This is a genomic window from Peribacillus sp. FSL R5-0717 (genome assembly GCF_038002945.1).
GTDB classification, from domain to species: domain Bacteria; phylum Bacillota; class Bacilli; order Bacillales; family DSM-1321; genus Peribacillus; species Peribacillus frigoritolerans.
Map to the genome: position 1 here is coordinate 4,160,121 of NZ_JBBOOF010000001.1, position 23,108 is coordinate 4,183,228.

General features: G+C 43.5%; 18 protein-coding genes. 17 read left to right on the forward strand and 1 reads right to left on the reverse strand.

What is annotated here, in order from left to right; translation table 11 throughout:
* Positions 1-67: 67 nt before the first annotated feature.
* The 15 genes from NYE65_RS20140 to pyrE all read left to right on the forward strand — a co-directional run bounded on the left by NYE65_RS20140 (position 68) and on the right by pyrE (position 18,101).
* Entirely contained in the window at positions 68-841 is a 774-nt protein-coding gene (locus tag NYE65_RS20140) for a YlmH family RNA-binding protein (protein WP_328135800.1), read from the forward strand.
* Positions 842-926: 85 nt separating this feature from the next.
* On the forward strand, positions 927-1,442 hold the full coding sequence (locus tag NYE65_RS20145) for a DivIVA domain-containing protein (RefSeq protein WP_034313857.1): 516 nt from the start codon (positions 927-929) through the stop codon (positions 1,440-1,442).
* A 395-nt stretch (positions 1,443-1,837) separates the two neighbouring features.
* Positions 1,838-4,606 (forward strand): isoleucine--tRNA ligase, encoded by a 2,769-nt coding sequence (gene ileS / locus NYE65_RS20150; RefSeq protein WP_340861520.1) that lies wholly within the window; start codon positions 1,838-1,840, stop codon positions 4,604-4,606.
* 207 nt (positions 4,607-4,813) lie between these two features.
* The gene (gene lspA / locus NYE65_RS20155) at positions 4,814-5,284 is read left to right on the forward strand and encodes a signal peptidase II (protein WP_034313851.1); all 471 of its coding nucleotides are present in this window, start codon (positions 4,814-4,816) and stop codon (positions 5,282-5,284) included.
* Positions 5,277-6,194 carry an RluA family pseudouridine synthase gene (locus tag NYE65_RS20160; RefSeq protein ID WP_034313849.1) on the forward strand — a complete coding sequence of 306 codons (918 nt, stop codon included), beginning with the start codon at positions 5,277-5,279 and terminating at the stop codon, positions 6,192-6,194. The genes lspA and NYE65_RS20160 overlap by 8 nt, the downstream gene beginning before the upstream one ends.
* A gap of 157 nt (positions 6,195-6,351) precedes the next feature.
* Positions 6,352-6,933 carry a bifunctional pyr operon transcriptional regulator/uracil phosphoribosyltransferase PyrR gene (gene pyrR / locus NYE65_RS20165; RefSeq protein ID WP_057278480.1) on the forward strand — a complete coding sequence of 194 codons (582 nt, stop codon included), beginning with the start codon at positions 6,352-6,354 and terminating at the stop codon, positions 6,931-6,933.
* A 177-nt stretch (positions 6,934-7,110) separates the two neighbouring features.
* Positions 7,111-8,400, forward strand: coding sequence for a solute carrier family 23 protein (locus NYE65_RS20170; RefSeq protein WP_034313846.1), 1,290 nt, complete (start codon positions 7,111-7,113; stop codon positions 8,398-8,400).
* 197 nt (positions 8,401-8,597) lie between these two features.
* Entirely contained in the window at positions 8,598-9,533 is a 936-nt protein-coding gene (locus NYE65_RS20175) for an aspartate carbamoyltransferase catalytic subunit (RefSeq protein WP_328177632.1), read from the forward strand.
* The gene (locus tag NYE65_RS20180) at positions 9,496-10,782 is read left to right on the forward strand and encodes a dihydroorotase (protein ID WP_340861521.1); all 1,287 of its coding nucleotides are present in this window, start codon (positions 9,496-9,498) and stop codon (positions 10,780-10,782) included. The genes NYE65_RS20175 and NYE65_RS20180 overlap by 38 nt, the downstream gene beginning before the upstream one ends.
* Positions 10,779-11,885 (forward strand): carbamoyl phosphate synthase small subunit, encoded by a 1,107-nt coding sequence (locus NYE65_RS20185; protein ID WP_053534348.1) that lies wholly within the window; start codon positions 10,779-10,781, stop codon positions 11,883-11,885. Before NYE65_RS20180 ends, NYE65_RS20185 begins: the two co-directional genes overlap by 4 nt.
* Positions 11,864-15,070: a carbamoyl-phosphate synthase large subunit gene (gene carB / locus NYE65_RS20190; RefSeq protein WP_328177631.1), complete on the forward strand. Its 3,207-nt coding sequence runs from the start codon at positions 11,864-11,866 to the stop codon at positions 15,068-15,070. Before NYE65_RS20185 ends, carB begins: the two co-directional genes overlap by 22 nt.
* Positions 15,067-15,846, forward strand: a complete 780-nt coding sequence (locus tag NYE65_RS20195; protein WP_054396938.1) for a dihydroorotate dehydrogenase electron transfer subunit — start codon at positions 15,067-15,069, stop codon at positions 15,844-15,846. Before carB ends, NYE65_RS20195 begins: the two co-directional genes overlap by 4 nt.
* Positions 15,843-16,784: a dihydroorotate dehydrogenase gene (locus NYE65_RS20200; RefSeq protein ID WP_340861522.1), complete on the forward strand. Its 942-nt coding sequence runs from the start codon at positions 15,843-15,845 to the stop codon at positions 16,782-16,784. Before NYE65_RS20195 ends, NYE65_RS20200 begins: the two co-directional genes overlap by 4 nt.
* Positions 16,756-17,472 carry an orotidine-5'-phosphate decarboxylase gene (pyrF, locus tag NYE65_RS20205; protein ID WP_268590479.1) on the forward strand — a complete coding sequence of 239 codons (717 nt, stop codon included), beginning with the start codon at positions 16,756-16,758 and terminating at the stop codon, positions 17,470-17,472. Before NYE65_RS20200 ends, pyrF begins: the two co-directional genes overlap by 29 nt.
* Entirely contained in the window at positions 17,466-18,101 is a 636-nt protein-coding gene (gene pyrE / locus NYE65_RS20210) for an orotate phosphoribosyltransferase (RefSeq protein ID WP_054396935.1), read from the forward strand. Before pyrF ends, pyrE begins: the two co-directional genes overlap by 7 nt.
* A 46-nt stretch (positions 18,102-18,147) precedes the next feature.
* Here pyrE and NYE65_RS20215 read toward each other — a convergent pair whose 3' ends face one another.
* Positions 18,148-19,869 carry an Rqc2 family fibronectin-binding protein gene (locus NYE65_RS20215; RefSeq protein ID WP_328177629.1) on the reverse strand — a complete coding sequence of 574 codons (1,722 nt, stop codon included), beginning with the start codon at positions 19,867-19,869 and terminating at the stop codon, positions 18,148-18,150.
* A gap of 286 nt (positions 19,870-20,155) precedes the next feature.
* On the opposite strand from NYE65_RS20215, the gene NYE65_RS20220 reads away from it, so the two are divergent.
* Together NYE65_RS20220 and NYE65_RS20225 are read left to right on the forward strand one after the other, a co-directional pair.
* Entirely contained in the window at positions 20,156-20,284 is a 129-nt protein-coding gene (locus tag NYE65_RS20220) for a hypothetical protein (protein ID WP_262869245.1), read from the forward strand.
* Positions 20,284-22,962: a calcium-translocating P-type ATPase, SERCA-type gene (locus tag NYE65_RS20225; RefSeq protein WP_340862155.1), complete on the forward strand. Its 2,679-nt coding sequence runs from the start codon at positions 20,284-20,286 to the stop codon at positions 22,960-22,962. The genes NYE65_RS20220 and NYE65_RS20225 overlap by 1 nt, the downstream gene beginning before the upstream one ends.
* The last annotated feature ends 146 nt before the right edge of the window (positions 22,963-23,108 follow it).

Below are 23,108 nucleotides of genomic sequence, written 5' to 3' on the forward strand. Positions count from 1 at the left end.
AGAATGAGTTCAATCAATTCCATATGATCGACCATTAATTTGATAACTAAGGAGCATTTATTCAATCATGAGTATTTATCAGCATTTCAGGCCGGAGGAAAAAGATTTTATCGACCAGGCCATGAATTGGATTGATCAGGTGAAACATTCCTACGCTCCGAAACTATCTGATTTTCTTGATCCGCGTCAGCAGGAAATCCTTACTTCCCTAATAGGGAATGATCCGGAAGTGAAACTGCAATTCAATGGCGGGAGCGATTTCGTAGAGCGAAAACGTGTGCTCATTTACCCTGATTATTACTCTCCTGAACCATCTGATTTCAATATCTCCTTATACGATATCTCCTATCCAAAAAAATTTGTAACGCTTGAACATAGGCAAATACTTGGAACCTTGATGTCACTAGGGGTAAAACGTGAAAAATTTGGTGATATAATAGTGACGGAAGAGGATATTCAATTTATAGCTGCCGAAGAGATGGATTCATATCTCACTGGAAATCTGGAGAAAATAGGTAATGCTTCCGTTTCCATCAAACGACTTCCAATCGGGAATATCGTTCAAGTTAAGGAAAAATGGGAAGAGCAAGTAACCACCGTCAGTTCTCTTAGGCTTGACAGTGTACTATCGGCCGTCCTGAATTTGTCCCGTCAAAAAACCCAGTCCTTGATAACGTCAGGAAAAGTAAAGGTGAATTTCAAGCAAACGGAAAACGTCTCGGAAGAATGCCGTGAGGGTGACACACTTTCCATCAGAGGTTTTGGCAGATGTAAAATAGCTTCAATCGATGGGAAAACCAAGAAGGATAAGTGGAGAATCTCGTTAGGCAGACAAAAATAATTCAAGAAAAAGCAGGAATCATAAATTTATTGTCGAATATAGAGTTTTAACATACTAGAGTAGAAACCGTTCTGGAGGTGCCGTAATGCCCTTAACCCCGATAGATATACATAACAAGGAATTTAACAAAGTATTTCGAGGGTATGATGAAGATGAAGTAAATGAATTTCTCGACCAGGTCATTAAAGATTATGAACTGATTTTGAGGGAGAAGAAGGAACTTGAAGATAAACTGAACGAGACTTTTGATCGTTTGGGACATTTTACGACAATTGAGGGTACACTTAACAAGTCGATTATTGTCGCACAGGAAGCAGCCGAAGAATTAAGGCGCAATGCCCAAAAAGAAGCGAAACTGATCATAAAGGAAGCAGAGAAAAATGCTGACAGGATCGTAAATGAGTCACTTGTGAAAGCAAGGAAAATAGCGATGGATATTGAAGATTTGAAAAAGCAATCCAAAGTATTCCGGACACGTTTCAAAATGCTTGTCGGTGCACAGCTGGATTTGCTGGACAATGACGATTGGGATCATCTTCTGGATTATGAAGTCGATGCGACTGAAATAGAATTAAATGAGAGAGTGGAAGAGGAAATTTAAACGATTCCTTGACTTTGAACACTTTTTTCGCATATAATTTTTTAACAATACAATTCATTATGAAATTAGACGATGACAGGGAAAGTAAATTCTTCACACACTTATTTTTAGCGAACCGGGGATGGTGAAAGCCCGGAATAAGCGAAGATATTGAAGATCACCCTTGAGTTCTGAGTTGAACCTGCTTTTGCAGTAAGTAAATGAAGCGTTTCATTCACGTTACGAATGCTCGAGAGGTTGGATTCACTTTTGTGAATCTTTCTAGCCAGGGTGGTACCGCGGGAAGCAAAGCTTTCTCGTCCCTTTTTTAGGGATGAGAGGGCTTTTTATTTTGGCCGGATATCAAGTCATCGGTTCGAATGAATTTTTTTAAAAGACGGATGGAGGATTTTATGATGGAATACAAAGATACCTTATTGATGCCTAAAACTGAATTTCCAATGCGGGGGAATTTGCCGAAGCGTGAACCGGAAATCCAAGAAAAATGGAAAGAAATGAACATCTATAAAAAAGTGCAAGAACAAACGGAAGGACGTCCTTTATTCATTTTGCATGATGGACCTCCATATGCCAACGGCGATATCCACATGGGCCATGCAATGAATAAGGTTTTAAAGGATTTCATTGTCCGATTTAAATCGATGAGCGGTTTTCAAGCACCGTATGTACCTGGCTGGGATACACATGGGCTTCCAATCGAAACGGCATTGACGAAAAAAGGCGTGAAACGGAAAGAAATGAGCGTTGCCGAATTCAGAAAGCTTTGTGAAGAGTATGCTTATGGCCAGATTGACAATCAACGGGAGCAGTTTAAGAGAATAGGGGTCCGTGGTGATTGGGAAAATCCTTATATCACATTGAAGCCTGAATATGAAGCACAGCAAATCAAGGTATTCGGTGAAATGGCGAAAAAAGGCTACATTTATAAAGGGAAAAAACCTGTTTACTGGTCCCCTTCAAGTGAATCAGCGCTAGCCGAAGCTGAAATTGAATATCAAGACAAACGCTCTGCGTCGATCTATGTTGCTTTTGAAGTCACAGATGGCAAAGGTGTGATCGATGAAGGCGTCAAGATCATCATCTGGACGACAACTCCATGGACGATTCCAGCTAATCTTGGTATCTCATTGCATCCGCAATTAAATTATGTAGTAGTGGCTGTCGAAAATGAAAAATTCTTAATTGCTGAGGCACTGCTTGAATCGGTTACTGAAACATTAGGCTGGGAAAACCCGTCCATCCAAAAAACAGTAAAAGGGAGCGAGTTGGACCGTGCTGTTGCCAAACACCCTCTTTATGACCGTGAATCTTTAGTGATGTTAGGTGAGCACGTAACGACTGAAGCTGGAACTGGTTGTGTTCACACTGCGCCAGGCCATGGTGAAGACGACTTTATCATTGGGCAAAAATATGGCTTGGACGTACTTTGTCCTGTAGATGAAAAAGGGGTCATGACGGAAGAAGCAGGGGAATTTGCCGGATTATTTTATGATCAAGCGAATAAACCGATTACCGAAAAATTAACTGAAGCAGGCGCGTTATTGAACCTGACGTTCATCACACACTCTTATCCACATGACTGGCGGACGAAGAAGCCAACGATCTTCCGTGCAACAGCACAATGGTTCGCGTCAATCAAGGACTTCCGCAATGAACTTCTGGAAGCGATTGAAGAAACGAAATGGGTTCCGGCTTGGGGCGAAACGCGTCTATTCAATATGGTCCGTGACCGTGGGGATTGGTGTATTTCCCGCCAACGCGCTTGGGGCGTACCAATTCCAGTGTTTTATGCAGAAAATGGCGAGCCGATCATTACGGATGAAACCATCGACCATATTTCAAACCTATTCCGCGAACACGGTTCAAACATCTGGTTTGAGCGTGAAGCGAAAGATCTTCTGCCTGAAGGCTATGCACATGAAGGCAGCCCGAATGGTATCTTCACGAAAGAAACGGATATCATGGACGTATGGTTCGATTCCGGTTCTTCTCATCAAGCGGTACTTGAAGAAAGAGACGACTTGCAACGCCCTGCTGACCTTTATTTAGAAGGGTCCGATCAATATCGCGGCTGGTTTAACTCATCACTTTCAACAAGCGTTGCCGTTACAGGCAAAGCACCATATAAAGGTGTACTTAGCCACGGGTTCGCATTGGATGGCGAAGGCCGTAAAATGAGTAAGTCGATTGGGAACGTCGTACTGCCATCCAAGGTCATGAATCAACTTGGTGCAGATATCTTACGCCTTTGGGTAGCTTCGGTGGATTACCAATCGGATGTCAGGGTTTCCGATCCTATTTTAAAACAAGTTTCGGAAGTTTACCGCAAGATCCGTAATACATTCCGCTTCCTTTTAGGGAACTTGGATGGATTCAATCCTAAGACCGATAAAGTGGCTGTTCAAGAATTGCCTGAAGTCGATCGATACATGCTGGTTAAATTAAATAAACTGATCAAACAGTCGAAGCTAAGTTATGAAAATTATGAGTTTGCTACCATTTATAATATGGTCAATAATTTCTGTACACAGGATTTAAGTTCGTTCTACCTTGATTATGCAAAAGACATTCTTTATTGTGAAGCACCAAATGGGAAAGAGCGTATGGCCATTCAAACGGTCCTTTACGAATCATTGGTCAGCTTGACCAAATTGGTATCACCGATCCTCTCTCATACAGCTGATGAAGTATGGGCGTTCATTCCGGGTGTAACGGAAGAAAGCGTACAGTTGACATTGATGCCTGAAGAAATTTCCATTGAAGATGCTGAAGTCATTGAAGCAAAATGGACGGCGTTCATGGATGTCCGGGATAATGTTCTGAAAGCATTGGAAGAAGCCCGTAACCAGAAGGTCATCGGAAAATCACTGAATGCTAAAGTGACGGTATATGTTAATGAAGAAACGAAAAATCTGCTTGATGGCATCAAGGAAAGCTTTGAACAGCTATTCATCGTATCCGAATTTGAAATCGCTGGAGATGTGGCAAGTGCCCCAGCCGAAGCGGTTAAACTTGAGGATATAGCGATCCTTGTTACAAAAGCAGAAGGTGAAACGTGTGAACGTTGCTGGAATGTTTCGAAGGAAGTAGGTCAAGTGGAGGATCATCCAACACTTTGTCCGCGTTGTGCTACAGTTGTGAAAGAACATTTCGTGAATCAATAATTCCTGCAAAAATGCCGGTCCCTATATGAAGGGCCGGCTTTTTTGTGTGAATGAAGCTAAAACCCCAATCGTAGAATTTTGCCTTTATCCAATCTTCCCGATATTCTTAAGGAGCAGTTAGCGGACTTCTGTTTTTCGGATTAGTCATTATTTCTAGTTTATGCTACAATTCAAAAGTGAAGATTTGATTAGTTTGGGGGAAAAAATGTGTTTTATTATTTGATTGCCCTTTTGGTCATAGCTCTCGATCAGCTGACAAAATGGATGATTGTGAAAAAAATGGAGTACGGAGAAAGCATTGAAATTATTGAAAACCTTCTATATATCACCTCGCATCGTAATCGTGGGGCAGCATGGGGAATTCTACAAGGTCAAATGTGGTTTTTCTACATCATCACCATCGCTGTCATCATTGGACTTGTCTATTATATTCAGAAAATGGCGAAGGAAAGCATTTTACTTGGAGTTGCACTTGGTCTCATGCTAGGCGGTGCGATTGGTAATTTCATCGATCGTGTTGCTCGTCAGGAAGTAGTGGATTTCGTTCATACCTATATTTTCAGCTACAGTTTCCCGGTATTTAATGTTGCTGATGCTGCGCTTTCAATTGGTGTCGGACTGCTCGTGATTCATATGTTTTTAGAAGAAAAAAACGCTAAGGAGAAAGATAATGGATAAAAGGTTATACAGCATCGATGAAACACTAAAAGGAGTTAGGATTGATAAGGCCCTTTCCACTTTGAATGAGGAATGGTCTCGCACACAGGTCCAGCAATGGATCAAGGAAGATCATGTTTTGGTAAATGGCGCGGTTATTAAAACGAATTACAAAGCTGTTCCTGGCGATACAATCGAAGTGACGATTCCAGAACTTGAGGAATTGGATGCGGTAGCAGAGGAAATGGATTTGGATATCTATTATGAAGATGCAGATGTACTCGTGGTTAATAAACCGAGCGGTATGGTCGTCCATCCGGCACCGGGACATGTATCTGGCACGCTTGTAAATGGATTGATGGCTCACTGCAAGGATCTTTCTGGAATCAACGGTGTCATGCGTCCTGGAATCGTCCATCGGATCGACAAAGATACATCAGGTCTATTGATGGTTGCCAAAAATGATATGGCACATGAGAAACTGGTACAGCAGCTCGTTGACAAAACGGTTACCCGTAAGTATCAAGCTGTAGTTCATGGTGTGATCCCTCATGATTTCGGAACGATCGATGCACCGATCGGCCGCGATAAAAAAGATCGCCAAAGCATGACTGTCACAGATTCGAATGCCAAAAATGCCGTCACGCATTTCCGTGTCATCGAACGCTTCAAAGATTTCACTTTGGTGGAATGCCAGCTTGAAACGGGAAGGACACATCAAATCCGTGTTCATATGAAATACATTGGCTTCCCACTGGCGGGAGATCCGAAATATGGTCCGAAAAAGACCCTGAAATTGGATGGACAAGCGTTGCACGCCGGTCTTCTAGGTTTCATTCATCCACGTACTAATGAGTATATGGAATTCGAAGCTCCGATTCCGGAGGAGTTTGAAAATCTAATTAATCAATTACGTAGAAGTAAGGATTGACACATTCACTTTTTTGATATATTATAATAACAACTTAATAAGAACCTTTAACACAGTTCAGAGAGACTGAGAAGGAAACGGATACGCAAAGTGGGATAATTATGCCCACGGCGATAAAATCCTCATGCCTTCTTGGCATGAGGATTTTTTTGTTGAAATGGACTTATCAGAAAAAAGAATCGGGGTGGCCGACGTGTTGAATGAGAAAGCCATAGTACTTGATGAGCAGGCCATTAGCAGAGCCTTGACGAGGATTGCACATGAAATCATTGAGAAAAATAAGGGGATTGAGGATTGCGTCTTAATCGGGATACGTACACGCGGGATTTTCCTCGCTGACCGACTTGCAAAGCGCATCAATCAAATAGAAGGCAAGGAAATAGAGCTGGGTGAACTGGATATTACGCTTTATCGCGACGACCTTTCGAAAAAGAGCAATGATGGGGAACCCATCGTAAAAGGCTCTGACATTCCGGTCAATATCACTGACAAGAAAGTGATTTTAGTGGATGATGTTCTTTTCACAGGCAGAACCGTTAGAGCCGCAATGGATGCTCTGGTGGATTTGGGAAGACCTTCGCAGATTCAGCTTGCCGTATTAGTGGATAGGGGACATAGGGAATTGCCGATTCGCGCGGATTTCGTCGGTAAAAACGTTCCGACTTCACAATCTGAAAAAATTACAGTTACTTTAACAGAAGTAGATCAAGTGGATCAAGTTACTATATTAGAAAACTAAACACCATGAAAATTTCATATTACCCTTTTAAAGACAGTCCAGAGAGGCTGGCAAAGGGGAGTCAATCGGAAGAGCTGTGCCCTATGTATAGGCATTTACCTTCTGAGAAACCCTCTTTGTATATAGCAAAGAGGGTTTTTACAGTTTTGATGGAATTTTCATGAGGGGGATACGGAAATGGAAGAAACGAAAAGGGACATCGTACTGGATGTCGAGGACGTGCCAAAGGCTGGACAGTGGATTACGTTAAGCATCCAGCATTTGTTCGCCATGTTCGGTGCAACGGTGCTGGTGCCATTCCTGGTAGGTTTAAGCCCGGCGGTAGCACTGGTTTCAAGCGGGTTGGGAACACTTTCATACTTACTGATAACGAAAGGTCAGATACCAGCTTATCTCGGTTCATCTTTCGCTTTCATTGCGCCAATCATCGCGGCTAAGGCTTTGGGAGGTCCGGAAGCGGCCATGATCGGCTGTTTTGCAGCAGGGTTCATATATGGGATTGTAGCTTTGATCATCCAGAAAGTCGGTTTGCGCTGGTTAATGAATATACTTCCTCCGGTTGTGGTGGGTCCGGTGATTATCGTAATCGGATTAAGCCTTGCCGGAACGGCAGTGGACATGGCAATGTATGATCCGCAAGATAAATACAGCGTCACTTATATAATTATAGCGCTGATCACATTAGCGGTAACCATCATCTGCAACGTGTTCTTTAAGGGATTCATTAACTTGATCCCCATTTTAATGGGAATCATAGTGGGCTACGGCTGTTCGGCTGTAGCAGGAATAATAGATTATGAACCGATCAAGGCAGCAAAATGGTGGGAAATGCCTGAATTCATGTTTCCGTATGTAACCTATACACCTACCTTCTCATGGGAAGTCATTGCCATCATGGTACCGGTTGCCATCGTAACTTTATCAGAACATATCGGACATCAGATGGTACTGAGCAAAGTAGTCGGCAGAAACTTTTTGGAAAAGCCAGGCTTGCATCGCTCGATTTTAGGAGATGGCGCAGGAATCATGATTGGGTCCTTCATCGGTGGGCCGCCGCTGACTTCGTATGGTGAAAATATTGGGGTCCTGACCATGACGAAGGCGTACAGTGTCTATATCATCGGAGGGGCAGCATTGACTGCAATCATCTTTGGCTTTAACGGTAAGATTTCAGCAGTCATCAGCTCGATACCTACAGCTGTGATGGGCGGCATTTCCATCTTGCTCTTCGGTATCATCGCCTCAAGTGGATTGAGGATGCTGATTGATAATAAGGTCGACTTTGACAAAAAAAGAAACCTGATGATAGCTTCAGTCATCCTGGTGTTAGGAATCGGAGGAGCGTTCGTACAACTATCGGAAACGGTATCGCTTTCCGGAATGGCACTTTCAGCCATCGTCGGAATCCTTCTTAACTTGATTCTTCCTGACCGGGAAAAAATATCCGGAGATATATTTGGAAAATAAGATATTGCATCAAAACAATAGATCACCTTTTAAAAGAAGTCCAGAGAGGCTTAAAAGGGTGTTGCTGTAAAGATGAATGAGAACGGGGAAAAGTGTAAACCATTCCGTGTCCTCACAATCTTTATGACCTACACCCTGTCCTTAAAGGCGGGGTGTTTTTTATGCCCCGCATCACAAATGTGAGAGGAGCAGGATCGATGAAAAAATTATTGACCATGAATGAATTGACAATAAGTGAGATTGAAGGGATTTTACATGAGGCAGAGTGTTTTGCCAACGGAGCCAGCTGGATTCCAAAGCAGCTGACCACAGTTGCCAATCTCTTCTTTGAACCAAGTACACGTACAAAATCAAGCTTTGAAATGGCTGAAAGAAAATTGGGGCTTGAGGTCATACCTTTTGATGCGGGTACATCATCCGTGTTAAAAGGCGAAACCTTATATGACACAGTTAAAACGTTAGAAGCTATAGGTGTAAATGCCTTGATCATCCGTCATGAACAGGATAATTATTTTGACGAATTGAATGAGAAGATCGGGATTCCAATAATCAATGCAGGGGATGGCTGCGGAAATCACCCAACCCAATCATTACTGGACTTATTGACGATTAAACAAGAGTTTAAAAGTTTCAAAGGTTTGAAGATTGCGATAATCGGTGATGTAAGGCATAGTCGGGTTGCGAAATCGAATGCAGAAGCACTGACTCGTTTAGGAGCGAATGTCGTATTTTCGGGTCCGCCTGAATGGTTTGACAGAACAAACAGTTTAGGAAGGTATGAAGACATCGATCATGCGGTAGCTACATCGGATGTGGTCATGCTGCTCAGAATACAGCATGAAAGGCATATTGATAAATACGATCAGGAAAATGGAGATTACCTGGAAAAATTCGGCCTGACCAAACAACGTGAAAAAAATATGAAACCGGATGCGATCATCATGCATCCTGCACCAATAAACCGCGGTGTTGAAATAGACAGTGATTTAGTCGAATGCAGCCGCTCGAGAATTTTTAAACAAATGGAAAATGGCGTGTTCATTAGAATGGCCGTATTAAAAAATGTGCTTGAACAAACCGAAGGGGGAAACATCCATGAAAACAGTAATCAAAAATGGAGTATTGCTAGATAATCAAAACTCATTCAAAAAAGCGGACATTGAGATAGAAGGCAAGGTCATCACAAAGATCGGCGAGAACTTGGCGACGGAAAATTGTAACGTAGTTGACGCTGGAGGATTACTGATTACACCTGGGCTTGTTGACCTGCATGTCCATTTACGCGAACCGGGCGGTGAACATAAGGAAACAATCGCAAGCGGGACGCTTGCAGCGGCAAGAGGCGGTTTCACTACGGTAGCGGCGATGCCTAATACTAGGCCAGTTCCTGATACAGTGGAGAACCTAGAAGCGCTTAACAGGAAAATTGAAGAAACGGCTCATGTCAGGGTACTCCCATATGCATCCATCACGATTAGGGAAGCTGGCAAAGAGCTGACCGACTTTTCTTCACTAAAACAAACGGGTGCTTTCGCCTTTACGGACGATGGCGTAGGAATTCAAGAAGCCGGGATGATGCTGGAAGCGATGAAACGGGCAGCAGCTCAAGATATGGCCATTGTTGCTCATTGTGAAGACAATAGCTTAATCAATAAAGGCTCCGTCCATGAAGGAAGATTCTCAAAAGAACAGGGAATCAATGGGATTCCGTCGGTATGTGAAGCTGTACATATCGCCCGGGATATCCTTCTTGCCGAAGCGGCGGACTGCCATTATCACGTTTGCCATATTTCCACGAAGGAATCGGTAAGGACGGTAAGGGATGCCAAACGCGCCGGTATCCGTGTCACCGCCGAAGTTACACCGCATCACTTATTATTGTGTGAAGATGATATACCGGGACTTGATACGAATTATAAAATGAACCCGCCATTAAGGGGCCGTGAAGATCGGGATGCGTTGATAGAAGGATTGCTTGACGGAACCATCGATTTTATAGCAACAGACCATGCCCCGCATGCGGCAGAGGAAAAGGCGCAGGGAATGCAGCTGGCTCCTTTCGGAATAGTAGGATTGGAAACGGCCTTCCCGCTGCTTTACACCGAATTGGTTAAAAAGGGCATCATAACATTAAAGCAATTGATCGATTTCATGACAATCAAACCATCCGAAAGCTTCTCCCTTCCTTATGGAGAGCTAAAAGAAGGTGCTACTGCGGATATCGTACTCATCGATTTGGAAAAGGAAAAAGAAATCAATGCTGAAGAGTTTGCTTCAAAAGGGAAAAATACACCTTTTAATGAAAAGAAATGTTATGGCTGGCCAGTCATGACGATTGCAGAAGGAAAAATAGCTTGGGAAAAAGGACGTGTTCAAGGATGAAAAGACAGCTAATTTTAGAAGATGGGACAGTATTCCTTGGGGAAGCATTCGGAGGGGATGTAGAAAAAATAGGTGAAGTCGTTTTTAACACAGGAATGACGGGTTACCAAGAGATTCTATCCGATCCATCGTATTGCGGTCAAATCGTTACACTTACGTATCCATTAATCGGAAACTACGGAATAAACCGCGATGACTTTGAATCCATCAATCCAGCGATAGCAGGATTCGTCGTTAAGGAAACAGCAGAACTTCCTTCCAACTGGCGAAACCAATTATCACTAGATGAATATCTGAAAATGAAGAACATACCTGGAATAAGCGGAATCGATACGAGAAAGCTGACAAGAATCATCAGGAAATCAGGTGCACTGAAAGGGGCGCTTTGCAATATCAATAAAGATGCAAATGAAGTGGTTTCCCAATTGAAGGCAACGGTGATTCCTTCTAATCAGGTAAAACAGGTTTCAACAAAAGCACCTTATTCCAGCCCGGGCAGAGGCCCGCGGGTTGTTCTTGTAGACTACGGCATGAAGCATGGGATTTTACGTGAGTTGACGAAGCGCGGCTGTGATGTCGTGGTTGTGCCTTATAACGTCACGGCCGAAGAAGTGATGCAATACCATCCGGATGGCGTAATGCTTTCAAACGGCCCTGGAGATCCGAAAAGTGTTCATGAGACGCTCGAAATGATCCGTACAATCCAAACGCAAGTACCGTTATTCGGAATCTGTTTAGGACATCAATTATTCGCACTTGCAAACGGGGCGGATACGGCAAAATTAAAATTCGGCCATCGAGGTTCGAATCATCCGGTTAGGGACCTTCGTACCGGAAAGGTATCCATTACATCTCAAAATCATGGATATACAGTTGAAGAGCTTTCCATTGAAAGTACAGATCTTATTGTGACACATACAGCATTGAATGACGATACGATTGAAGGCCTGCGCCATAAAAAGTATCCGGCTTTCACCGTACAATATCACCCAGAAGCATCACCAGGTCCGGAAGATGCCAACTACTTATTCAATGAATTCTTACAAATGATTGAAGCTGCAACCAACAAGGGGGAAAAAACATGCCAAAACGCAATGATATAAAAAGCATCCTAGTAATTGGTTCCGGTCCGATCGTGATCGGACAGGCCGCCGAGTTCGATTATGCAGGAACCCAAGCGTGTATAGCCTTAAAAGAAGAAGGCTATCGAGTGATCCTGATTAACTCTAACCCTGCGACAATCATGACAGACACTGAAATGGCTGACGCGGTTTATATCGAACCGATCACATTGGAATTTGTCAGCAAAATCATTCGTAAAGAGCGCCCGGATGCACTATTACCTACCTTGGGCGGACAGACTGGCTTGAACATGGCAGTTGAGCTTGCCGAATCAGGAATTCTGGAAGAATGCAATGTCCAAATTCTTGGGACCAAACTTTCGGCTATACAACAAGCGGAAGACCGTGACCTTTTCCGTACGCTAATGAACGATCTTGGGGAACCAGTGCCTGACAGCGACATTATTCATAACCTGGAAGAAGCTTATACATTCGTTGAACGAGTCGGCTACCCGGTCATTGTTCGTCCAGCCTTCACGCTTGGCGGAACAGGCGGTGGTATTTGTGATAACGAAGAGCAGCTTATCGAGATCGTTGAGGGGGGCCTGAAAAGCAGCCCTGTTCACCAATGTCTGCTTGAGAAGAGCATTGCCGGTTTCAAAGAAGTGGAATATGAAGTGATGCGTGATTCCAATGATAATGCAATAGTCGTTTGTAATATGGAAAACTTCGATCCTGTCGGTGTCCATACAGGCGATTCAATCGTTGCGGCACCAAGCCAAACATTAAGTGACAGAGAGTATCAAATGCTTCGAAATACGTCTTTGAAGATTATTCGCGCCTTGAAAATTGAAGGTGGATGTAATGTTCAGCTTGCGCTAGATCCAAACAGCTATCAATATTATGTCATTGAAGTGAACCCAAGGGTCAGCCGTTCTTCGGCACTTGCTTCAAAAGCGACTGGTTATCCAATTGCAAAGCTAGCAGCAAAGATAGCCGTTGGTTTGACGCTCGATGAGATGATGAACCCTGTCACTGGCAAAACCTATGCCAGCTTTGAACCGGCACTGGACTATGTCGTTACGAAAATTCCGCGCTGGCCTTTCGATAAGTTCGAAAGCGCCAACCGTAGGCTCGGTACCCAAATGAAAGCGACCGGAGAAGTCATGGCAATCGGCCGTACATTCGAGGAATCAATCTTAAAAGCTGTGCGTTCCCTTGAAGCGGGTATATTCCATCTTAATTTGAATGACGAGTTTGAAGATGGAAAGATAGAGAAACGGATCAGAAAAGCCGGAGATGAACGGTTATTCTATATCGGTGAAGCGTTAAGAAGGGGAAAAACGATCGAAACCATCCACGAATGGAGCCAGATCGATTTATTCTTCTTGCATAAGTTGAAAAAGATAATCGACTTTGAAAAGCAGCTTAAAGAACATTCTTTTGATTGTGAAGTATTGCAAAAGGCTAAAGAACTAGGGTTTTCTGACAAAACGATTGCAGAAATATGGGGAGTTCCCGAAATTGATGTCTATGAATACCGGAAACAGCAAGGAATCATCCCTGTTTACAAAATGGTTGATACATGTGCTGCCGAATTCGAATCGGAAACTCCGTATTTTTATGGGACATACGAAGATGAGAATGAATCCATCGTCACTGAAAAGAAAAGTGTCATTGTTCTGGGATCAGGCCCAATTCGGATCGGGCAAGGAGTAGAGTTTGATTATGCGACCGTACACTCGGTATGGGCCATTAAGGAAGCGGGATATGAAGCGATCATCATCAACAACAATCCCGAAACAGTTTCGACGGATTTCAGTATCTCCGACAAACTTTATTTCGAACCATTGACTATTGAAGATGTCATGCATGTCATCGATTTGGAAAAACCGGAAGGGGTCATCGTCCAGTTTGGCGGACAGACAGCAATCAACCTTGCAGATGGTCTGGTTGAAAGAGGAGTGAAAATCCTAGGTACTTCACTTGAAGACCTGGATAGGGCGGAAAATCGCAATAAATTCGAAAAAGCACTTCAGGATTTAGGCATTCCTCAGCCAAAGGGTAAAACTGCAACATCGGTTGATGAAGCGATCGTCATCGCTGAAGATATCGGGTACCCGGTTTTAGTAAGGCCATCGTATGTCCTCGGAGGAAGAGCGATGGAAATCGTCTATAAACAAGAAGAATTGCTGCATTACATGAAAAATGCCGTGAAAATAAATCCGGATCACCCTGTCCTGATAGACCGCTACTTAACGGGTAAGGAAATCGAAGTGGATGGTATTTCCGATGGCGAAACGGTCGTTATCCCTGGGATCATGGAGCATATTGAGCGCGCCGGCGTCCATTCAGGTGACTCGATTGCAGTCTATCCGCCACAAAACTTAACGGAAAAGCAAAAAGAAGTAATCATTGATTATACGACCCGGTTGGCAAAAGGCTTGAATATAATCGGTCTTTTGAACATCCAATATGTCATCAGCAATGAAGAAGTGTATGTGATTGAAGTAAATCCACGTTCCAGCCGAACCGTTCCATTCTTAAGTAAAATTACGAATGTGCCGATGGCTAACTTAGCCACGAAGGTCATCTTGGGCCACACACTTGAAAGCCAAGGTTACAAATCGGGGTTAGTGCCAGAACAAACGGGGGTCTATGTGAAAGTGCCGGTCTTCTCATTTGCGAAATTAAGAGGTGTGGACATTTCACTCGGACCTGAAATGAAATCGACTGGTGAAGTAATGGGTAAAGATACCACCCTTGAAAAAGCTTTATATAAAGGGCTGGTCGCTTCCGGTTTCAAGATCAAGGGGCATGGTTCGGTGTTATTGACGATATCGGATAAAGATAAGCAGGAAGCGCTGCTTTTAGCAAGACGTTTCCATAATATCGGCTTCAAGCTGATAGCCACCAGCGGAACTGCTGCCCTATTGGAGCAATCAGGAATTCCGACTGCAATTGTCGGAAAAATTGGCGAAGAAGGCACAAACCTGCTGGATGTCATCCGGAACGGGGAAGCGCAATTTGTTATAAATACTTTGACAAAAGGTAAGCAGCCGGCACGGGATGGTTTCAGAATCCGACGTGAATCGGTTGAAAATGGAGTGACATGCCTAACATCACTTGATACGGCAGAAGCCATTTTAAGAGTGATAGAATCCATGACCTTCTCGGCAGAAGCAATGGGAAAAACGGAAAAAAGTCGTGAGGTGAGCTATATATGATCAAGAAGGAAAGAATGAAGGTGTTAAATCATAAGGAACTGGCCCCGTCCATCTTTGAACTTACCCTGCAAGGTGAATTGGTTTCAGAGATGAATCAACCAGGCCAGTTTGTCCAAGTCAAGACAACAGAAGGCACTGAGCCATTGTTAAGACGCCCGATTTCGATTTCTTCTTACAACAGCAGTGAAAAACAGTTCACGATGATATACCGGGCTGAAGGTAAAGGAACGACACTGTTATCGCAGCGTAAAGAGGCGGAAGCGGTCGATATCCTTGGACCCCTTGGCAACGGGTTTCCCGTTCATGAGGCTAAACAGGGTGAAACGGCATTATTGGTTGGCGGCGGGATTGGTGTCCCGCCCCTGTATCAATTATCACAAATGTTGGTTGCGAAAGGTGTTACGGTAATTCATGTATTGGGCTTCCAGACCAAGTCAGCCATCTTTTACGAAAAAGAATTCAGTGAATTAGGTGATACTTATATTGCCACGGTGGATGGTTCATACGGGACAAAAGGATTTGTTACGACGGTAATAGACAATCTGGAGCAAGAGTTTGCAACGATCTTTTCATGCGGGCCTACACCAATGTTAAGAGCCTTGGAATCGGGCTATCGTGAGAAAAAGCTTTTCCTGTCCCTTGAGGAAAGGATGGGATGCGGCATCGGTGCATGCTTTGCTTGCGTGTGTCATACAGGGGATGACCCAACTGGTTTCAGTTATAAAAAGGTTTGCAGCGATGGACCCGTATTCCGGGCAGGAGAGGTGGTATTATGAGCAGGCTTTCAGTTGAATTACCAGGATTACACTTGAAAAACCCGGTCATGCCAGCATCTGGATGCTTTGGATTCGGCCGTGAATACAGTCAATTTTTCGACTTGGATATTCTTGGGGCGATCATGATCAAAGCGACCACTCCTGAGCCGAGGTTCGGCAACCCGACTCCGCGTGTTGCGGAAACCTCTTCGGGAATGCTGAACGCCATCGGTCTGCAGAATCCAGGCTTGGAAAAGGTCATCAGTGAAGAGCTGGCCTGGCTAAGTAGGTATGATGTTCCCATCATTGCCAACGTTGCAGGTTCGCAAATAGAAGACTATGTAAAAGTTGCCAGTGAAATAAGCAAGGCGGGGAATGTGAAAGCACTTGAATTGAATATCTCTTGTCCGAATGTAAAAGAAGGAGGCATAGCTTTCGGTACGGTACCGGAAGTTGCCAAAGAGGTAACCAAGGCGGTAAAGGAAGTATCTTCCGTCCCAGTCTATGTGAAGCTTTCACCGAATGTCAGTAATATTGTGGATATGGCCAAAGCAGTTGAAGATGGCGGGGCCGACGGGTTGACAATGATAAATACATTAGTCGGCATGCGACTGGATTTAAAAACGGGCAAACCGATCCTTTCTAACAAAACGGGTGGATTATCTGGTCCTGCAATAAAACCTGTAGCGCTCCGGATGATTTATGAGGTTAGCCAGCAAGTTTCTATTCCAATAATCGGAATGGGCGGCATCGCTACGGCGGAAGACGTCATTGAATTTTTCTATGCGGGTGCCAGTGCTGTTGCAGTGGGAACCGCGAACTTCGTGGATCCCTTTGTATGCCCGACCATCATCGAAGAATTACCGAAATTGTTGGATGAGCTGGGATTTGACCATATTTCAGAATGTACCGGAAGGAGCTGGAAGCAAAATGAAACAGTCACTAATAATCGCTCTTGATTTCCCTGACCTCCTTCAAACGGAGACATTCCTAAAACAGTTCCATTCGGAAAAACTGGCTGTAAAAGTGGGGATGGAATTATTTTATCAGAATGGTCCATCAATCGTTTCTTTCGTAAAGGAGCAAGGCCACGATGTGTTTTTGGACTTGAAGCTTCATGATATTCCAAATACCGTTAAAATGGCCATGACCGGATTGGCAGCTTTAGGCGCTGACATGGTCAATGTACATGCGGCAGGTGGACAAAAGATGATGGAAGCAGCCATGGAAGGTCTGGATAAGGGTACGTCCGCTGGTAATAAACGTCCATTATGCATTGGGGTTACCCAACTGACGAGTACGTCACAAGAACAAATGAATGCTGAGCAAAACATTGCCGGGGCTCTGGAAGATTCGGTCCTCCATTATGCAAAACTTACTAGACAGGCAGGATTGGATGGCGTCGTCTGTTCTACCCATGAAGTAAAGAACATACATGAACGGATCGGTCATGAATTCTTGACCGTCACACCTGGAATCCGAAGTGCAGGTGGACAGACGCATGATCAAAAGAGAATTGCCACGCCTGAACAAGCTAGGGATTTTGGAGCGGATGCCATCGTTGTAGGGAGAGCCATAACAGGGGCGGCAGATCCATTAAGGGCGTATTTGGATATGAAAGCAGCTTGGGAGGGAATATCATGTTAAATAATAAGATAGCTGAACATCTATTGGAAATAAAAGCAGTGTACTTACAGCCGAATGACCCCTTTACTTGGGCATCTGGAATTAAATCACCCATTTATTGTGATAATCGTTTGACCCTTTCATACCCAGAGGTTCGCAATGAAATAGCGGAAGGATTGAAAGGTTTGATTGAACAGCATTTCCCTGATGCTGAACTGATTGCAGGCACAGCAACTGCCGGCATTCCGCATGCAGCTTGGGTGAGTGAAAAATTAAATGCACCGATGTGCTATGTTCGATCCAAAGCCAAAGAGCACGGTAAGGGCAATCAAATCGAAGGCCGCGCAGTTCCAGGACAAAAAGTGGTCGTTGTAGAAGACTTGATTTCAACCGGCGGAAGTGTGATTACTGCTGTTAACGCGCTGAAAGAGGCTGGATGTGATGTTCTAGGAGTCGTTTCGATCTTTACTTACGAATTGGAAAAGGGAAAAGAAAAATTCGAAGCTGAGGGCATTATTAACCATTCGTTGAGTGACTACTCTACTTTGATAAAAGTCGCTAATGATAAAGGGTACATCACGGCAGAAGAATTGGAAAAGCTAAAAAAATGGCGGGAGAATCCGGCTGATACAGCTTGGATTTCGGCATGAAAATAGAGGGGGCCCAATCACTCAGGACTGGGCCCCCTCTATTTTTTTACTCCTTTACCGCTTCCTTTAAGCGTATGACAGTATCGGCATCCGGTGTAATATAAACGGTCTGCTGCTGGTCATAGATTACGAACCCGGGCTTGGAACCATTGGGTTTCTTAACATGGCGAACCTGTGTGAAATCAACGGGCACTGAACTCGATTGCTTTGCTTTACTGAAGAAAGCTGCTAATACGGCGGCCTCTTTTATTGTTTTTTCACTTGGCGATTCATTTCGAATCACAACATGTGAGCCGGGTATATCTTTGGTATGAAGCCATATTTCATCACGGCGTGCAAACTTGTTCGTTAAATAATCATTTTGTTTATTATTCTTCCCGACAAAAATGAGATCTCCATCCGTAGCATAATATGTTTCAAGCTGCGGTTTTGCATTTGCAGGCTTTTTCATGCCTTTTTTCTTTTTTTGCCTAATGTATCCTTCTTCCTGAAGTTCTTCCCGAATCTCCTCTATATCCCTGGGTGACGCTGATTGGAGCTGCTGATGCAAGGCTTCGAAGTAGGTCAATTCCAATTTTGTCTTTTCGATTTGTTCTTGGACGACTCCGACTGCATTTTTGGACTTTTGGTATCTTGAGAAGTACTTTTGTGCATTATCTGACGGATTTTTTAATGGGTCAAGCGGGATGGTGACCATACTTTGTTCTTCATCATAATAATTGACGACTTCTATTTCCTTCATGCCTTTTTTCATTTGATATAGATTAGCTGTAAGCAGCTCACCGAACAACTGATACTGTTCACCGCGTTCCGTATCTTTCAATGTACGTTCGAGCTTGCCGATTTTTTTTGAGTTCTTTTCGATTTCATTAGTAATGAAACGTTCTACATCCTGGCTCTTTTGCTTAACCCGATCTCTTTCTGCCTTTCCGAAGTAATAGCGGTCGAGCATCTCGCTCAATGAAGAAAACGTACGTTGATTCCCAGACAGATGCTCTAGTGAAAGCATATAAAAAACTTCTTTATTTCCATCTTGTTTGATCGTGGCAGCATATTTCCGTTCCGAGATTTCCTGGATAATCTTTAAAAAGGCTGTTGGAAGGGTCGTGCTGTTGGCAAGTCCGGCCCGGTAGACGGCTTCCTTTGCAATTAATGGTGAAACCCCTGAAAAATGGGCAACAAGCTGTCGATCCAGCTTTCCTGCATTGAAGTCAATATTCTTCCTGATATCGTCCTCGGTAGCCTTGAAGGGATCATTCTTTTCCTGTGCGGGTGGAGCCTTATATTCCTGGCCGGGCAATATCGCCCGATAACTGTTGACGGCATGTGAAACATGCTTAATGCTGTCCAAAATCATATTTCGTTCTTTATCTACTAAAACAATGTTGCTGTGTCGCCCCATGATTTCGATGATTAACTGCTTTTGAGAGACATCGCCAAGCTCATTACGGCCCTTCACTTCAAAAATGATCATCCTATCAAGTTCATATTGATAAATGTTTTCTATCGTATAGCCTTCGAGGTGCTTCCTAAGAAGCATACAGAACATGGGTGCCTCTTTGGGATTTTCATAACTTTCTTCGGTCATTTGCACCCTCGAATAACTTGGATGGGCTGATAATAAGAGCTTATGGTTCTTACCTCCTGCACGAACAACCAGTATTACTTCATTTTTATAAGGCTGATGTACCTTATTGATTCGTCCACCTTCTAATAAAGAAGCGATTTCTTCCGTCATCGCTTTCGTAAATAATCCATCAAATGACATTCTATTTTTACTTCCTTTACATAAGATTTTCTAAGAACTCATTTTTGCCGGGCGTTATAAATGCATCACGGCTGCCCATTTTAGTTAATCACAATTTTTTTAGCCAACTGGGTGAAAGCAGCAGTTCAGGTACAGTGAATGGATGCTTTTTTATTTCCTGATAGTGAATACAAAATTGGTCCATTCATCATGATTACAGTTCGTTCATTCAAAAAATTATCCGGATCGTTCTTCTTTCCGCAATTCTGTTTAATTATAGCATTATTTTGGACGAGTCTGAATAATCATGGAAGAAGAGCAGGTTGTTTTATGTATCGGTAAGCAGGCAGGTGTTGGAAGAGTAAAGCAAAAAGCGCCTGTTGAGATGTATACAGGAGCCTATTTCATTCTATTCAAAGGGATGTGTGATACTTGATGGAGTTCAGGGAAATGAATAATCAAGAAATGGAGAAAGCGCTTCAAACAAACGTTACACACGGTTTGGACGATGATGTAGTAAAGGACAGGCTGCGAAAGAATGGTTTTAACGAATTGAAGGAAGGAGAAAAACAGTCAGCCATTCTTTTATTTTTCGCCCAATTCAAAGATTTCATGGTCATAGTTTTACTTGCCGCGACATTGGTTTCCGGGATATTGGGTGAATATATCGATGCGATTGCCATCATGGCGATTGTTTTTTTGAATGGATTACTTGGTTTTTTCCAAGAACGGAAGGCAGAAAAATCCTTGGATGCCTTAAAGGAAATGGCTGCACCGCAAGTTAACGTGCTTCGAGATGGCCAGTGGATGAAAATCCCATCGAGAGAAGTGGTTGTTGGGGATATCCTGAAGTTTTCGAGCGGTGACCGTATTGGTGCCGATTTACGGATCATCGACCATTCAAGCCTTGAAATAGAAGAGTCGGCACTTACCGGCGAGTCACTCCCGGCCGTTAAATGTTCTGATCCATTGATGAATGAGGTTGAAGGTATCGGTGATCAGGAAAATATGGCGTTTATGGGAACGATGGTGACAAGAGGGAATGGAGTCGGAATCGTAATCGCTACTGGAATGAATACGGCGATGGGAAAGATTGCTGATCTCCTGCAGACTGCGGAAACAAAAGAAACACCGCTTCAACGGAGGTTGGAGCAGCTAGGCAAAATTTTGATCGTCACGGCCTTAATATTAACTGTAATCGTAGTCCTGACTGGTGTCATTCAAGGACATGACCTTTATACGATGTTTTTGGCCGGGGTATCTCTGGCTGTTGCGGCGATTCCCGAAGGCTTGCCGGCCATTGTGACCGTAGCCTTGTCTTTAGGTGTTCAGCGTATGATCAAACAAAAAGCGATTGTCCGTAAGCTTCCTGCCGTAGAAACGCTTGGCTGTGCAACAGTGATTTGCTCAGATAAAACAGGTACACTGACACAAAACAAAATGACGGTGACGAAGGTTTGGAGTGGAGGGAAAACTTGGGATGTCGGCGGTACTGGTTACAATCCGGTCGGAGAATTTTCTTTAGATGGAGTTTCAGTTGCCCCGAAAAACCATAATGCCTTGCTTCAAATAATTACATTCGGCATGCTCTGTAATAAAGCTGAGTTAAAGGAGAATGGTAAACAATATATTCTAGACGGTGATCCGACAGAAGGGGCGATGTTGGTCGCGGCAATGAAAGCTGGATTGACGAGGGAACACCTATCTAAGAGGTTTACGATAGTAAAGGAGTTTCCATTTGATTCGAGCCGCAAAATGATGAGTGTCATAGTGAAGGATGATAAAGATAATCATTTCGTTATAGTAAAAGGTGCCCCGGACGTATTGATTGCCCAGTCCGACACGATTCTTTGGGAAGGAAGGTCGGAAATATTAAATCGGGAGAGCAAGGAAAGGGTGCAACATGACATGAATGGGCTTGCTTCGCAGGCACTTAGAATGATTGCAGTAGGTTATAAACCTCTTTCAAAAGGAACGATTTTGCTGCATGAAACCGAAGCTGAGCGTAATTTGACCTTCATGGGACTTCAGGGCATGATCGATCCCCCGCGTCCGGAGGTGAAACAGGCAGTTATGGAATGCAGGGACGCCGGGATCAAAACTGTCATGATTACAGGCGACCATGTGATAACTGCAAAGGCAATTGCTAAAGAACTTGGAATTTTAAAAGGAAAAGACCGTGTACTTGAAGGACGGCAATTGGCGGACATGGAAGTCGGGGAACTTGAGGAAGTTGTTGAAACTGTTTCGGTATTTGCCCGAGTTTCCCCGGAACATAAGTTGAAAATCGTAAAAGCCTTGCAAAATAAAGGACATGTCGTTGCAATGACAGGGGATGGTGTCAATGATGCCCCTGCGATAAAATCAGCGGATATTGGTATATCCATGGGCATCACGGGGACTGATGTTGCTAAAGAAGCTTCTTCCTTGATATTGGTTGACGATAACTTTGCCACAATAAAATCGGCCATTAAAGAAGGCAGGAATATTTACGAAAACATCAGGAAGTTCATCCGTTACCTGCTTGCCTCCAATGTTGGGGAGATTTTGGTCATGTTTTTTGCGATGCTATGTGCCTTGCCATTACCATTGATACCAATCCAGATCTTATTCGTGAACCTTGTAACCGACGGACTGCCCGCGATGGCATTGGGCCTGGATGCCGCAGAAGAAGATGTAATGAAAAGAAATCCGAGAAATGCCAATGAAGGTGTTTTTGGAAGGGGGCTTGGCTGGAAGATCATCTCACGCGGTTTTCTGATAGGGGTTTCCACATTGATTGCATTTTATGTTGTATATCGTGCAAATCCGGATAATCTTGCTTATGCACAAACGATTGCTTTCGCTACCTTGGTCTTGGCTCAGCTTATACATGTATTCGATTGCCGAAGTGAACGTTCGATCTTCTCGAGAAATCCATTCGGTAACCTTTATCTAGTGGGGGCTGTACTTTCCTCCCTATTATTGATGGTAGCCGTCATGTATGTGCAGCCTTTACAAACCATCTTTCATACGGTACCGATTTCGGGAAGGGATTGGCTATTAGTAATAGGAATGGCATCCATACCAACTTTTTTACTGGCTGGAACCTTTTTAGCAAGAAAAGCACAGTGATATATGGTATAATCTTTAAGGTGGTAGAGTCTTGCTCTATTGCCTTTTTATTTTTATGGTATTTTATTTGTAAGCTAATGTTTCCGTACTTTAGCTAATATATAATGAATGTCAAAAGGCCAAATTACTACATTATGTTTTGATAG